Origin of the sequence: Paraplanobispora takensis, from assembly GCF_016863195.1 — a bacterium.
Lineage (GTDB): Bacteria > Actinomycetota > Actinomycetes > Streptosporangiales > Streptosporangiaceae > Planobispora > Planobispora takensis.
Map to the genome: position 1 here is coordinate 25,237 of NZ_BOOK01000014.1, position 13,527 is coordinate 38,763.

13 protein-coding genes are annotated in these 13,527 nt (G+C 73.2%); 11 read left to right on the top strand and 2 right to left on the bottom strand.

What is annotated here, in order from left to right; all coding sequences use genetic code 11:
* The first annotated feature begins 124 nt into the window (after positions 1–124).
* The 11 genes from Pta02_RS10395 (at position 125) to Pta02_RS10445 (ending at position 11,166) form a co-directional block, all read left to right on the top strand.
* Complete coding sequence (locus tag Pta02_RS10395; RefSeq protein ID WP_203874526.1) at positions 125–1,519, top strand: NtaA/DmoA family FMN-dependent monooxygenase; 1,395 nt, start codon at positions 125–127, stop codon at positions 1,517–1,519.
* A complete protein-coding gene (locus Pta02_RS10400; RefSeq protein WP_203874527.1) occupies positions 1,516–2,697 on the top strand; it encodes an LLM class flavin-dependent oxidoreductase in 1,182 nt (393 codons plus the stop codon). The genes Pta02_RS10395 and Pta02_RS10400 overlap by 4 nt, the downstream gene beginning before the upstream one ends.
* Complete coding sequence (locus tag Pta02_RS10405; RefSeq protein ID WP_203874528.1) at positions 2,694–3,728, top strand: LLM class flavin-dependent oxidoreductase; 1,035 nt, start codon at positions 2,694–2,696, stop codon at positions 3,726–3,728. The genes Pta02_RS10400 and Pta02_RS10405 overlap by 4 nt, the downstream gene beginning before the upstream one ends.
* Positions 3,725–4,993 (top strand): MsnO8 family LLM class oxidoreductase, encoded by a 1,269-nt coding sequence (locus Pta02_RS10410; RefSeq protein WP_203874529.1) that lies wholly within the window; start codon positions 3,725–3,727, stop codon positions 4,991–4,993. Before Pta02_RS10405 ends, Pta02_RS10410 begins: the two co-directional genes overlap by 4 nt.
* A gap of 271 nt (positions 4,994–5,264) precedes the next feature.
* On the top strand, positions 5,265–5,771 hold the full coding sequence (locus tag Pta02_RS10415) for a flavin reductase family protein (RefSeq protein WP_203874530.1): 507 nt from the start codon (positions 5,265–5,267) through the stop codon (positions 5,769–5,771).
* 63 nt (positions 5,772–5,834) lie between these two features.
* The gene (locus Pta02_RS10420) at positions 5,835–7,421 is read left to right on the top strand and encodes an FAD-dependent oxidoreductase (protein WP_203874531.1); all 1,587 of its coding nucleotides are present in this window, start codon (positions 5,835–5,837) and stop codon (positions 7,419–7,421) included.
* A complete protein-coding gene (locus Pta02_RS10425; RefSeq protein WP_203874532.1) occupies positions 7,418–7,789 on the top strand; it encodes a 4Fe-4S dicluster domain-containing protein in 372 nt (123 codons plus the stop codon). The genes Pta02_RS10420 and Pta02_RS10425 overlap by 4 nt, the downstream gene beginning before the upstream one ends.
* A gap of 138 nt (positions 7,790–7,927) precedes the next feature.
* A complete protein-coding gene (locus Pta02_RS10430) occupies positions 7,928–8,779 on the top strand; it encodes an amino acid ABC transporter permease (RefSeq protein ID WP_203874533.1) in 852 nt (283 codons plus the stop codon).
* A 92-nt stretch (positions 8,780–8,871) separates the two neighbouring features.
* Positions 8,872–9,624: an amino acid ABC transporter ATP-binding protein gene (locus Pta02_RS10435; RefSeq protein ID WP_203874746.1), complete on the top strand. Its 753-nt coding sequence runs from the start codon at positions 8,872–8,874 to the stop codon at positions 9,622–9,624.
* A 16-nt stretch (positions 9,625–9,640) separates the two neighbouring features.
* On the top strand, positions 9,641–10,633 hold the full coding sequence (locus Pta02_RS10440) for an ABC transporter substrate-binding protein (protein WP_203874534.1): 993 nt from the start codon (positions 9,641–9,643) through the stop codon (positions 10,631–10,633).
* Positions 10,630–11,166: a GNAT family N-acetyltransferase gene (locus Pta02_RS10445; RefSeq protein ID WP_203874535.1), complete on the top strand. Its 537-nt coding sequence runs from the start codon at positions 10,630–10,632 to the stop codon at positions 11,164–11,166. The genes Pta02_RS10440 and Pta02_RS10445 overlap by 4 nt, the downstream gene beginning before the upstream one ends.
* 23 nt (positions 11,167–11,189) lie before the next feature.
* Here Pta02_RS10445 and Pta02_RS10450 read toward each other — a convergent pair whose 3' ends face one another.
* Both Pta02_RS10450 and Pta02_RS10455 read right to left on the bottom strand, forming a co-directional pair.
* Positions 11,190–12,029: an alpha/beta fold hydrolase gene (locus tag Pta02_RS10450; RefSeq protein WP_203874536.1), complete on the bottom strand. Its 840-nt coding sequence runs from the start codon at positions 12,027–12,029 to the stop codon at positions 11,190–11,192.
* Between the two features lie 142 nt (positions 12,030–12,171).
* Complete coding sequence (locus tag Pta02_RS10455) at positions 12,172–13,410, bottom strand: multidrug effflux MFS transporter (RefSeq protein WP_203874537.1); 1,239 nt, start codon at positions 13,408–13,410, stop codon at positions 12,172–12,174.
* Positions 13,411–13,527 lie beyond the last annotated feature (117 nt).

Sequence of the window (13,527 nt, forward strand, 5' to 3'; positions counted from 1 at the left end):
GTTGACAGATAAACCTTCTTTTCCTACTGTTTAACTAGGTAATGGCTCCCGGCATGCCCCGTGCGAAACGAGGAGAGCTCGTGACCCCTTCCGCCTCTGTCAACCGCGGCTCCCGGCAGGTCTGGTGAGCGCGCCGCGCAGGCAGGTCCACCTGGCCGCGCACTTCCCCGGCGTCAACAACACCACGGTCTGGGCCGACCCCCGCTCGGGCAGCCAGATCGACTTCACCTCGTTCGTCCACCTGGCGCGCACCGCCGAGCGCGGCAGGTTCGACTTCTTCTTCCTGGCCGAGGGGCTGCGCCTGCGCGAGCTCAAGGGCCGCATCCACGACCTGGACGTGGTCGGGCGGCCGGAGTCGCTGACCGTGCTGTCCGCCCTGGCCGCCGTCACCGACCGGCTGGGCCTGGCCGCCACGGTCAACGCCACCTTCAACGAGCCCTACGAGCTCGCCCGGCGCCTGGCCACCCTCGACCACCTCAGCGAGGGCCGGGCCGCGTGGAACGTGGTGACCACCTCCGACGCCTTCACCGGGGAGAACTTCCGGCGCGGCGGTTTCCTCGACCGGGCCGACCGCTACACGCGGGCCGCGGAGTTCGTCCGGTTGTCGCGCGCGCTGTGGGACTCCTGGCGGCCCGACGCGATCGTCGCCGACCAGGCCGCAGGCGTGTTCGTCCGGCCCCAGGACATCGGGACGGTCCGGCACGACGACCGGCACTTCACCGTCGAGGGCCGCTCCACCGTGCCGCGCAGCCCGCAGGGCCACCCGGTGATCATCCAGGCGGGCGACTCGGACGAGGGACGGGAGTTCGCCGCCTCCAGCGCCGACGTCATCTTCAGCAGGCACGGCACGCTGGAGGAGGGCAAGGCCTTCTACGCCGACGTCAAGCGCCGCCTGGCGAGGTACGGCCGCGAGCCGCACGAGCTGAAGATCATGCCGGCGGCGACGTTCGCGCTGGGCGGCACCGACGCCGAGGCGGCCGAGAAGGCGGCCGAGATCCGCCGTCAGCAGGTCGGGCCGCAGACCGCGATCGCCTTCCTGGAGCAGATCTGGGGCAGGGACATGTCCGCCTACGACCCCGAGGGGCCCCTGCCCGACGTCGATCCCGAGCCGGAGGAGGGACTCTCCCAGGGCCGGGTACGGCTCGCCGACCGCACCGCGGTCGCCGCGAAGTGGCGGGCGGTGGCCGAGGAGAAGAACCTCACCATCCGCGAGCTGGTCATCGAGATGACCGGCCGGCAGTCGTTCGTCGGGTCGGCGGCGACCGTGGCCCGGCGGATCGAGGAGTTCGTGCAGGGCGAGGCCGCCGACGGCTTCATCCTGGTGCCCCACCTCACCCCCGGCGGGCTCGACGACTTCGTCGAGGAGGTCGTGCCGATCCTGCAGGAGCGGGGCGTGTTCCGCACCGAGTACGCCGGCCCCACCCTGCGCGACCATCTCGGCCTCGCCGTACCCCGCCCCGCCCTGCGCGACCATCTCGGTCTTGCCGTACCCCGCCCCGCCCGGGAAGGAGCATCGTGACGACCGTTCCCCTGCACCTGGCCGTCGCCCTCGACGGCGCCGGCTGGCACCCCGCCGCCTGGCGCGACCCGGCGGTCGACCCCCGGGAGCTGTTCACCGCCCGCCGCTGGGCCGGGCTCGTCACCGAGGCCGAGCGCGGCCTGCTGGACTTCGTCACCATCGAGGACGCGCTGAGCCTGCAGTCCACCCTCCCCGACGGGCCGGACGAGCGCGCCGGCCAGGTCCGCGGCCGCCTCGACGCGGTGCTGCTGGCGGCCAGGCTCGCCCCGCTCACCAAGCGGATCGGCCTGGTGCCCACCGCGACGACGACGCACACCGAGCCGTTCCACGTGGCGATCGGCATCGCCACCCTCGACCACGTCAGCGCCGGGCGCGCCGGCTGGCGGGTGCAGGTCTCCCCGCGCCGGACGGAGGCCGCGCACTTCGGGCGCCGGGAGGTCCCGCCCCTCGACCCGCGGCGGCTCGACACGGACCTGCTGGCGGACCTGTTCGGCGAGGCCGCCGACGCGGTGGAGGTGGCCCGCCGCCTGTGGGACAGCTGGGAGGACGACGCCGAGATCCGGGACGTGCCCACGGGCCGGTTCGTGGACCGCGACAAGCTGCACTACATCGACTTCACCGGGGCGCGCTTCTCGGTCAGGGGGCCGTCGATCACGCCCCGGCCGCCCCAGGGCCGGCCGATCGTCACGGTGCTCGACCACGGCCACTCGCGCGTGCCGTACGAGCTGCCCGCCCGCTCGGCCGACATCGTCCACGTGACCCCGCACAGCCGTGCGGAGGCCGAGGCGATCACCGGGCGGATCCGCGCGCTGCCGCGGGAGGGCGAGCCGCTGAAGATCTTCGCCGATCTCGTCGTCTTCCTGGGGGAGGACGCCGCCGCCCGCAAGGCGGGGCTCGACGAGCTCGACGGCGCCGAGTTCACCTCCGACGCGGCGGTGTTCACCGGCACCGCCGAGGAGCTGGCCGACCTGCTCCTGGACTGGCGGGAGGCGGGGATCGAGGGATACCGACTGCGGCCCGGGGCCGTACCGCACGACCTCGAGGCGATCACCCGCCGGCTGGTCCCGGCCCTGCGCAGGCGCGGCGCCTTCAGGAGGGAGTACGAGGCCGCCACCCTGCGCGGGCTGCTCGGCCTCCCCCGGCCGGACAGCCGCTACCGGGAAGCGGCCACGGTGTGAAGTTCCTCGCCATCACCCTCATCGCGCACGACGGGCGCACGTCCACCACCGAGCGCTTCCGCGAGGTCGTCGACAACGCGATCCTGGCCGAGGAGCTGGGGTTCGACGGCTTCGGGGTGGGTGAGCGGCACGAGCGGCCGTTCATCTCCTCCTCTCCGCCGGTGGTGCTCGGCCACATCGCCGCCAGGACCTCGCGCATCCGGCTGTTCACCGCGGTCACCACGCTCAGCCTGCTGGATCCGGTACGGGCCTACGAGGACTACGCCACGCTCGACCACCTGTCCGGCGGGCGCCTGGAGCTGATCATCGGCAAGGGCAACGGGACCGCGCAGGCCCGGCTCTTCGGCGTCACGGCCGAGGACCAGTGGGAGCGCAACCGTGAGGGCTACGAGCTGTTCCGCAGGCTCTGGCGCGAGGACAAGGTGACCTGGTCGGGGCGGTTCCGGCCGCCGCTGACCGACGCCGAGGCCCTGCCCCGGCCCTTGCAGCGGCCGATCCGCGTCTGGCACGGCAGCGCCACCAGCACGGACTCGGTGGACCTGGCCGCCCGCCACGGCGACCCGCTGTTCTCGGCCAACGTCACCCACCCCGTCGAGCCCTACGCCGAGCTGGTCGACCACTACCGGGAACGCTGGGCGCACTACGGTCACGACCCGGCCGACGCCCTGATCGGCGCCGGCAGCGCGGGTTACTACGCCGCCCGCACCTCGCAGGAGGCCGTCGAGACCTACCGGCCCGTCTTCGCCGCCCGCCAGGAGGCGTTCAGGAGGTACGGCGTGCCGCCGGTGTTCCACTCGCTGGAGGACGCCATCGAGCGCGGCTCCGTCCTGGTCGGCAGTCCCCAGCAGATCATCGACAAGGTCCACCGTTACCACGCGCGGCTCGGCCACGAGGTCATGCACCTGCACGCCGACGCCGACGGGCTGACGAACAGCCGGCACCGCGCCGCGCTCGAGCTGTTCCAGGCCGAGATCGCCCCCGTGCTGCGCAAGGAAATCCCCAGCAGACCGTTCCCGGAAGGGCTGTCATGACAGTTCCGCTGCCCGTCCCCCTGTCCGTCCTCGACCTGGCGCCGATCCCGTCAGGAGGCAGCGCGGGCGACGCGCTGCGCAACACGCTCGACCTCGCCCGGCGGGCGGAGGAGTTCGGTTACCGGCGCTACTGGCTGGCCGAGCACCATTTCGCCGCCGGTGTGGCCGGCTCGGCCCCGGCCGTGCTGATCGCCCTGGTGGCCGCGGCGACCGGCCGGATCAGGGTCGGTTCCGGGGCGGTGCAGCTGGGCCACCAGACGCCTTTGTCCGTGGTGGAGCAGTTCGGCCTCATCGACGCGCTGCATCCAGGCCGGCTCGACCTGGGGCTGGGCCGTTCCGGCCAGCGCAGGGCCGAACTGGCGGGCGCGGGCGCCCCGGGCGGTCAAGGCGCTTCGGGTGGTCAAGGCGCTCCGGGCGGTCAGGACGCCCCGGCCCGTCCGGGCGGGGGAAACAGTTCGCGGGCCGCGGCCGGGCCCGCGGAGTCCTCGGTCGTCGACGGCCTGCTCATCCCGCCCCCGTTCGACTGGTCGGCGCTGGCGAGGTCCCCGCAGCTGGCCTTCCAGGCCTCGCTGCTGCAGCAGCCGGGGGCGCGGACCCCCGACTTCGCCGAGCAGGTCGACGACGTCATCGCCTTCCTGAACGGGACCTACACCTCCCCGGAAGGGCTGACCGCGCACGCCGTACCCGGCGAGGGCGCCGACGTGCAGCTGTGGATCCTGGGCAGCAGCGGCGGGCAGAGCGCCCAGGCGGCGGGGGAGCGGGGGCTGCCGTTCGCGGCGAACTACCACGTCAGCCCGGCCACCGTGCTGGAGGCCGTGGAGGCCTACCGGGAGGCGTTCAAGCCGTCGGCGGCGCTGGCGGAGCCGTACGTGATCGTCTCGGCGGACGTGGTCGTGGCCGGGGACGACGCCGCCGCGGCCCGGCTGGCGGCGCCGTACGGGCTGTGGGTGCGCAGCATCCGCACCGGCCGGGGGGCCGTCCCGTACCCGAGCCCGGAGGAGGCCGACGCCCACGTGTGGAGCGAGGCCGATCTGGAGCTGGTCGCCGACCGGGTCGACACCCAGTTCGTCGGCTCGCCGGAGACGGTGGCGGAGAAGCTGCGGGTGCTGCAGCGCGTCACCGGAGCCGACGAGCTTCTGGTCACCACCATCACCCACCAGCACGCCGACCGGGTGCGCTCCTACGAGCTGCTGGCCCGGGCGTGGGGACCGTCCGGTCCGGTGCTTGGCGACCCCGCCGGCGCGCGGGTGGGAGCGTACCCGTGATAATTTCATGTAAACCCAGTAGGAAATGTTGACTTTCCTCCGAGAGAGCCATAGATTCACCGGTATGAGCCAGGGCCGTTACCTGACCCGGCGCCCGCACGTGGACTTCTGCCACGTCGCCAGCGCGCAGTGTCGCTGACCGCGCATCCCCCTCCTTCTCACGCTCCCACGAGGGCGAGACCTCGCCCGTCCGGCTCGACCCGGTCCCGTGCCCGAGAGGCCCGCGGCCGGGCCGGCCCCAGAACGTTGTGAACCTCACGGAGGTGCTCCCATGACGGAGACTCTGCCCGGCCGCGCGGTGGACGCCGAAGGCTACCGGCGCGCACTCGCGGTGCACGCCGCGGGCGTGGTCGTGATCACCGCCCGGAGCGGCGACGCGCCGGTCGGCCTGACCGCCACCTCGTTCTCCTCGGTCAGCCTCGACCCGCCCCTGGTCTCCTTCTACGTCGACAGGGGCTCCACCACCTGGCCCCGGCTGCGCGCGGCCGGCCACTTCGCGGTCAACGTCCTGGCCAGCGACCAGGCCGAGCTGGCCACGCGCTTCGCCAGCAGGGGCGTCGACCGTTTCGCCGCCCCCACCCGGTGGAGCCCCGGGCCGCTCGGCGCGCCGCTGCTGCGGGACGTCTCGGCGCACTTGATCTGCCTGCCCCACGAGACGGCCGAGGTGGGCGACCACACCCTGGTCGTGGGCCTGGTCGTCGAGGCGGTCGCCGACGGCCCCGGCCGTCCCCTGCTGTACCACCAGGGCCGTTTCGGCCGGTTCATCGCCCACCCCTGACCGGTGCCCGGCCGGCCGGGCCGTGCGTCCCCCGGCCGGCCGGAGCACCCATGAGGAGCGACCATGACAGAACTCGATCTCACAGCCGACGTCCTCGTCGCGGGAGGCGGCCCGGCCGGAGCCTGGGCCGCGGTCAAGGCGGCCGAAGCCGGAGCCGACGTGATCCTGGCGGACAAGGGCTACCTGGGCACCAGCGGCGCGACGGCCGCGGCCGGCACCGGCGTCTGGTACGTCCAGCCCGAGCCCGCGGCCCGCGAGCGGGCGATGGCCTCCAGGGAGGGGCTGGGCGGATACCTGGCCGACCGGGAGTGGATGGCCCGGGTGCTCGACCAGACCTACGCGAACATGCACGAGCTGGCGGAGGTGAGCCGCTATCCCTTCCCGGTCGGGGAGGACGGCGCGCAGATCCGGCGCGGGCTGCAGGGACCGGAGTACATGCGCCGCATGCGCGTGCGGGCCAGGCGCGCGGGAGTGCGCATCCTCGACCACAGCCCGGTCACCGAGCTGTTGGTCGACTCCGAGGGCGCCGTCGCCGGAGCCGCCGGTCACCGCAGGCGGCACGACCAGGCCTACCGGGTGCGGGCGGGCGCGGTGGTGCTGGCCACCGGCGGCTGCGCCTTCCTGAGCAAGGCGCTCGGCTGCGACGTCAACACCGGCGACGGCGCGCTGTTCGCCGCCGAGGCCGGGGCCGAGATGTCCGGTATGGAGTTCTCCAACGCCTACGCCATCGCCCCGGAGTTCACCTCGGTGACCAAGACGGCCTTCTACTCCTATGCCACCTTCTACCACGGGGACGGCAGCGTCCTGGAGGGCGCGGGGAGCACCCGCGGCCGCTCGGTGATCGCCCGCGCCCTGCTGTCGGAACGCGTGTTCTGCCGCATCGACCGGGCCGAGGAGCAGGTGCGGCGGGCGATGCGGCTGGCCCAGCCCAACTTCTTCCTGCCCTTCGACCGCCAGGGCGTCGACCCGTTCACCGAGCTGTTCCCGGTCACGCTGCTGGCCGAGGGGACCGTCCGGGGGACCGGCGGGATCCGCCTGGCCGGCTTCGACTGCTCGACCTCCGTTCCGGGCCTGTACGCCGCCGGCGACGCGGCCACCAGGGAGCCGATCTGCGGCGGGTTCACCGGCGGCGGCAGCCACAACGCGGCCTGGGCCATGTCCTCCGGCACCTGGGCGGGGCAGGCGGCCGCCCGCCACGCCCGCGCCCTGGGCGCCGGACCGGCGCGGCGCCCCGTGCGCGGGACCGGGGGAGCCGGGCTGCGGCCGTCCACCGGCGCGCGGCAGCCGTACCGGGAGGTCGTGGAGGCGGTCCAGCGCGAGGTCCTGCCGTACGAGAAGAACTACCTGCGGCACGGCGCCCGGCTGGCGCCCGCGCTGGCCGAGCTCGACCGGATCTGGGCACAGGCCCGGCGGGCGCTGCACGCGGACGGGGCCGAGACGGCGCGCGCCCGCTCGGCGGCGGCGATGGCCGCCCACGCCCGCTGGATGTACGCCTCCGCGCTGACCAGGACGGAGAGCCGGGGGATGCACAAGCGCGAGGACTTCCCGCGCGAGGACCCCGCCCAGCACTACCGGATCGTCTCGGGCGGGCTGGACGAGGTGTGGACGGCGCCCGAGCCCGGCCTGATCACGGTGGCGGCGGCCTCATGATCGAGATCGTCTCGCGTGAGCGGTGCATCGCCTGCGACAAGTGCGTCGAGGTCTGCCCGACCGGCGTCTTCGAGCGCGGCCCCGACGGCGTGCCCCTGATCGCCAGGCAGAGCGACTGCCAGACCTGCTTCATGTGCGAGGCGTACTGCCCCGCCGACGCGCTGTTCGTGGCCCCCCGGGCCCACCCGCTGCCGGAACCTCCCGACGAGGCCGACCTGGCCGGGCGGGGACTGCTCGGCAGCTACCGCAGGCAGATCGGCTGGGGGCACGGCCGCACACCCGGCGCGCTGCTCGCCGTCGGCCCGCCGCTGCCGGACGCCGGCGGAGCCGTCCCCGCCGCGTCGCCGGCCAACGTCATCATCTCCTGACCCTGATCGCGTCCGGTGAGAACCGGAGGACCTTCCGGTGAGAGCCGGAGAACGGAGCACCACAGTGTCGAGCCGCAGCGGCGGTCCCGGGCACGGACCGCGAACCCTTCCGGGGGCCGGGCCGTGACGCTTTCCGAAGTGAGTGCGGGCCCGCTCGTACGGCAGGAGCGGCCGCCTGAGGTGGTCACCGCCCGCCACCCCCTGCGCTGGGTGGCCGTCGCGGGAGTGCTCGTCCTGCTGGCGATGGCGGCCAGCGCCCTGATCACCAACCCCGCCTGGGAATGGGAGATCGTCGGGCAGTACCTGTTCGCGCCGTCGGTGGTGCGCTCGGTCGTCCTCACGCTGGAACTGACGGTCATGGGCATCGTGCTCGGCTTCGCGCTCGGCACGCTGCTGGCACTGATGCGGCTGTCGCCCAACCGGCTGCTGTCGTCGGTGGCCTGGGGCTACGTCTGGCTGTTCAGGTCGGTGCCGCTCATCCTGCAACTGCTGTTCTGGTACAACCTGGCGCTGCTGTACCCTCGGCTGTCGTTCGGCGTGCCGTTCGGGCCCGCGCTCTTCGACATCGGGACCATGGACCTGATCGGCCCGCTGACCGCGGCGGTGCTGGGCCTGGCGCTGCACCAGGCGGCCTACGCCGCCGAGATCGTGCGCGGGGGCCTGCTCTCGGTGGACCACGGCCAGCGCGAGGCCGCGGCGGCCCTGGGCATCCCGCGGGCCCGGCGGCTGCTGCGCATCATCCTGCCGCAGGCCATGCGGACCATCGTGCCCAACGCGGGCAACGAGATCATCGGGCTGGTGAAGGGCACCTCGGTGGTCTACATCATGGCGCTGCCCGAGCTGTTCTACCAGGTGCAGGTGATCTACAACCGCAACGGCAGGGTCATGGCCCTGCTGCTGGTCGCGGCCATCTGGTACCTGATCCTGACCACCGCGCTGTCGATCGTGCAGTACTACGTCGAGCGCTACTACGGCAGGGGACGCGCATGAGCGGCGGGAGCCGTACCGTGCGGGACCGCGCCCCCGGGGACCGCGCCCTCGGGGACCTCGTCACCGGGGACGGGACCGCAGGCGGGCACGCCATGGTGGAGCTGCGCGGCGTGCACAAGAGCTTCGGCCCGCTGCACGTGCTGCGCGGGGTGGACCTGACGGTGGAGCAGGGGCAGGTCACCGTGATCCTCGGCCCCTCCGGCTCGGGCAAGTCCACCCTGCTGCGCACGATCAACCACTTGGAGAAGGTGGACCGCGGCTCGGTCCGGGTCGGCGGCCGGCTGCTCGGCTACCGCCAGGTGGGCGACCGGCTGCACGAGCTCAGCGAGCGCGAGATCCTGAGGCAGCGCACCCAGATCGGGTTCGTCTTCCAGTCCTTCAACCTCTTCCCCCACCTGACGGTCCGGCAGAACCTCACCGAGGCGCCGCTGTCGGCCCAGCGCCGGCCGCGCGCCGAGGCCGAGGCGCTGGCCGCGCGGCTGCTGGAGCGGGTCGGGCTGGCCGACAAGGCCGACGCCTACCCGCGGACGCTGTCCGGCGGCCAGCAGCAGCGGGTGGCCATCGCCCGGGCGCTCGCCCTGGAGCCCGCGCTGGTGCTGTTCGACGAGCCGACCTCCGCGCTCGACCCCGAACTCGTCGGCGAGGTGCTGGAGGTCATGAAGGACCTGGCCCGCAGCGGCACCACCATGATCGTGGTCACCCACGAGATCGGCTTCGCCCGCGAGGTCGCCGACACCGTCGTCTTCATGGACGCCGGGCTCGTCGTCGAGTCCGGCCCGCCCGCCCAGGTACTGGACGACCCCCGCCACGAACGCACCCGCGCCTTCATCGGCAAGGTCCTCTGACTCGAAGGAATCGCACATGCACTCCACCACCGCGCGGGCACTCGCCCTGCCCGCGCTCCTCCTGCTGGCCCTGACCGCCTGCGGCGCCGAGCCCGAGATCGTGCCCGCGACCGTGGCCGGCGACGCCACCGGCACGCCCGCCGCCGGCGGCAGGACGCTCAACCTCGGCCCGGACCAGAAGCGCGTCCGCGCCGAGAAGGTCGACTCGATCGCCTCCCGGGTCCCGGCCGAGATCGCCGAGGACGGCAGGCTCACCGTGGGCTTCAGCGGGGAGGGCTCGCCCCCTCTGACGTTCCCGGCCACCGACGACACCACGATCATCGGCGTCGAGACCGACATCGCGCAGCTGGTGGCCGACGTGCTCGGCCTGGAGATCGAACCGCAGACCAGCTCCTGGGAGAACCTGTTCCTGGCCGCCAAGTCGGGCAAGTACGAGGTCGTCTTCAACAACGTCACGGTGACCGAGGAGCGCAAGGACCTCTACGACTTCGCGACCTACCGGGTCGACCAGCTCGGCTGGCAGGTGCCGGAGAACAGCCCGATCAAGGAGATCGCCAAGCCGGCCGACATCGCCGGGCTGCGGGTCTCGGTGGGCTCGGGCACCAACCAGGAGAAGATCCTGCTCGACTGGGACAAACAGAACAAGGAGGCGGGCCTCAAGCCGGCCGAGATCCTGTACTACCAGAAGTACGGTGACGTCCTGCTGGCGCTGAAGTCCGGCCGCGTCCAGGCGTACTTCGGCCCCAACCCGTCCATCGCCTACAACATCGCCGTCAGCGGCGGATCCCGGATCGTCGGCACGTTCTCCGGCGCCGGCCCCGACCTGCAGGGTCTCATCGCGGCCATGACCAAGAAGGACAACGGCCTGGTCAAGCCGGTCAGCGAGGCGCTGAACACGGTGATCGAGAACGGCAGGTACAAGGAAGTGCTCGACCGCTGGGGCCTGGGCAACGAGGCGATCCCCGAGTCGCAGATCAACCCGCCCGGCCTGCCGAGGCAGGGGGCATGAGCGAACTCGCCACCGGGACGGACTGTGTGAGCGGGCTCGCCGGCCGGATCGGGGGTGCGGGCGGGCCCGCCGCCGAGGTGCGCCTGGTCGGCATGGAGGATCCCGCCGTCACCCCCCTGCTGGCCGGGCTGGATCTGGAGTACACCACCCGGTACGGCCCGAACGACGAGCTGAGCAGGTATCCGGCCGGGGAGTTCGCCCCGCCGCACGGGGCCTTCCTGATCCTCGTGGCGGACGGCGAGACGGTGGCGGGCGGCGCGTTCCGCCGCTACGACGCCGTGACCGCCGAGCTCAAGCGGGTCTGGACGCACCCGCACCGCCGCCGGAGCGGCCTGGGCCGCCTGGTGGTGCGGGAGCTGGAGCTGCAGGCCCTGCGGCTGGGGTACCGCCGGGTGTACCTGACGACGGGGCCGCGCCAGCCGGAGGCCGCTGGGCTCTATCTCGCCGCGGGGTACACGCCCCGCTTCGACGTCGACGACCGCCCCACCGAGGGGCCGCTGCCCTTCGTCAAGGACCTGGGTCACGCGTCCTGAGGCGCCGCCGGCCGGCGTATCCGTCAGCGCAGGAACCGGGTCAGGGTCTCCGCGAGCCACCCGGGATCGCCGAGCCAGGGATAGTGCGCGCCGCCCGGCTGTACGGCGAGCTCGGCCGCCGGGAATAGCCCGGCGTACTCGGCGGCGCGCTCCGGCGGCAGCGCCAGGTCGTACTCGCCCGTGACGAGCAGCACCGGCGCCCGCAGCTCCGCGAGGGCGGATCTGACGGTCTTCGGGTCGAAGGCGCCCTCGGCGTAGTAGCCGGCCGCCGCCTCCGTGTTCTTCAGGTCCCTCTCCCGGTCGAACAGGGCCCGGACGGCGCCGTCCCAGCGGCCGTAGAAGAAGGGCGCGGTCGCCGCCGAGTCGCCGGCCGCGGCCCGGCCGGACCAGATCCGCTCGAATGCGGCGAAGGCGTCGGGGAACCAGGGCTCCTTGCGACGCTGCTCGGCGAGCTTGCGGCGGTCCGCATCGGTGATCTCCAGATCGACCGCCCGCGGGCTGGGGTTGAGCAGGACGAGGCGGCCGACGCGGCCGGGGTGCCGGGCGGCGTACAGCAGGGCGAGCGTCGCCCCGGCCGAGTGCCCCATCAGGTCCAGCCGCTCCAGCCCGAGGTGCGTGCGCAGCGCCTCGACGTCCTCGACCTGCCGATCGCACCGGTAGGTGGCCGGATCCGCCGGGACGGCGGACTCCCCGGTGCCGCGCAGGTCCAGCAGCACCGACGGCAGGCGCGCGGACAGCCCGCCCAGGTCGCCGAGGTAGGCCGAGGCCAGCATGGGCCCGCCGGGCAGGCAGACCAGCGGGGGGCCTTCGCCGGTCCGGCGGTAGGCGAGCCGGGTGCCGTCGGCGCTCTCGAAGGTGGCCATACGAAGATCATACGCACCGGGATCACCGGAGGCCGCGCGGCCTCCCGGGCACGGGCTTCCCGGGAAGCACGGCCCTTCCGGGAGCGCGTCCTCCTCGGCGGTGCGGCCTTCTCGGGAGTGCCTTCCCAGCGGTACGGCCCTGTCAGGAGTGCGTCCTCCTCAGCAGCACGCCCCCGGACAGGCCTCCCGCCAGGCTCATGACGGCCACGGTGACGGCCAGCGGCACCATGGTGCCGGTGCCGAACGCGCCCGAGATCGGCCCGGTGATCCCGCCGGTGACCCACTGCACCAGGCCGAACAGGGCCGAGGCGCTGCCCGCCCTGGAGGTGGGCTGGCTGGACATGGCCAGGGTCAGCGCCATGGGATAGATCATTCCCTGGCCCGAGGTCATCAGGAACAGGGCGACCATCACGACGGGGAGCCCGAGACCGGCCAGGGCCGCCACGAGCAGCAGCAATCCGGCGGCCGCGGACAGCGCCAGCCCGGTCGCCAGCATCAGGCGCATCGACACGCGCCCGGCGAGCCGCCCTGCCAGCTGCCCGGTGATGATCATGCCGGCCGAGTTCACCCCGAACAGTACGCCGAAGCCCTGCGGGGACAGGCCGTACACCTCCTGCAGGACGAACGAGGCGCCGGAGATGTAGCAGAACATCGCGCCGCTGGCGAAGGCCGCGGTGAGGGTGAGGGCCATGAACCTGCGGTGCCGGAGCACCGCGATCATCGATCGCGCGACCGCGCCGGGGGCGGTGCCGGTCCGCAGGTGCGGCGGGTGCGTCTCCGGCAGGGCCAGCAGGGCGGTGAGCCACAGCAGCCCGCCTGTCGCGGTGATGACGCCGAACAGTCCGGGCCACGGCACGACCCGCAGCAGTTGCGCTCCCAGCAGCGGCGCCGTCAGCGGGACCAGGCCGGTCACCAGCATCAGCATGCTGAAGAACCGGGCCGCCTCGACCCCGCCGTACAGGTCGCGCACCACGGCTTTGGTGAGGGCGACGCCGGTGGCGGCGGTCAGCCCCTGCAGGAGGCGCAGCGCGACGAGCGCCTCGATCGACGGGGAGATCGCGCACAGTGCGGACACCGCGCAGAAGGCCGCGAAGCCGATGAGCAGCGGGCGCCTGCGGCCGAAGGCGTCGCTGAGCGGGCCGACGACGACCTGGCCGGTCCCGAGCCCCACCATGAAGGAGGTGAGTGAGAGCTGGGCCGCGGACGCGCTCGCGCCTAGATCGCCGGCGAGCCGGGGGAGCGCCGGCAGGTAGAGGTCGATGGCCAGCGGGCCTATCGAGGTCAGCGCGCCGAGCAGGATGAACATCCTGGTCCGCCCGCGCGCGTGGGTGATCGGGGACGTGGGACTGTCGGTGGGGGCGTGGGCGGGGGCCGCCGTCACCGCGGGACCGTGCTCATGGTGGTTCTTTCTCTCTGATCTTCTGATCTGCGCGTGGGCGGTCCGCCGAGGAGAGGCCGGCTGCTTTCATCCTTGACCTTGGGCCACATTCCCCTATAA

Coding starts and splice junctions, on each gene's coding strand:
- Pta02_RS10410 (WP_203874529.1), top strand. CDS start 3,725: ATGACAGTTCCGCTGCCCGTCCCCCTGTCCGTCCTCGACCTGGCGCCG.
- Pta02_RS10440 (WP_203874534.1), top strand. CDS start 9,641: ATGCACTCCACCACCGCGCGGGCACTCGCCCTGCCCGCGCTCCTCCTG.
- Pta02_RS10420 (WP_203874531.1), top strand. CDS start 5,835: ATGACAGAACTCGATCTCACAGCCGACGTCCTCGTCGCGGGAGGCGGC.
- Pta02_RS10435 (WP_203874746.1), top strand. CDS start 8,872: ATGGTGGAGCTGCGCGGCGTGCACAAGAGCTTCGGCCCGCTGCACGTG.
- Pta02_RS10445 (WP_203874535.1), top strand. CDS start 10,630: ATGAGCGAACTCGCCACCGGGACGGACTGTGTGAGCGGGCTCGCCGGC.
- Pta02_RS10425 (WP_203874532.1), top strand. CDS start 7,418: ATGATCGAGATCGTCTCGCGTGAGCGGTGCATCGCCTGCGACAAGTGC.
- Pta02_RS10415 (WP_203874530.1), top strand. CDS start 5,265: ATGACGGAGACTCTGCCCGGCCGCGCGGTGGACGCCGAAGGCTACCGG.
- Pta02_RS10450 (WP_203874536.1), bottom strand. CDS start 12,029: ATGGCCACCTTCGAGAGCGCCGACGGCACCCGGCTCGCCTACCGCCGG.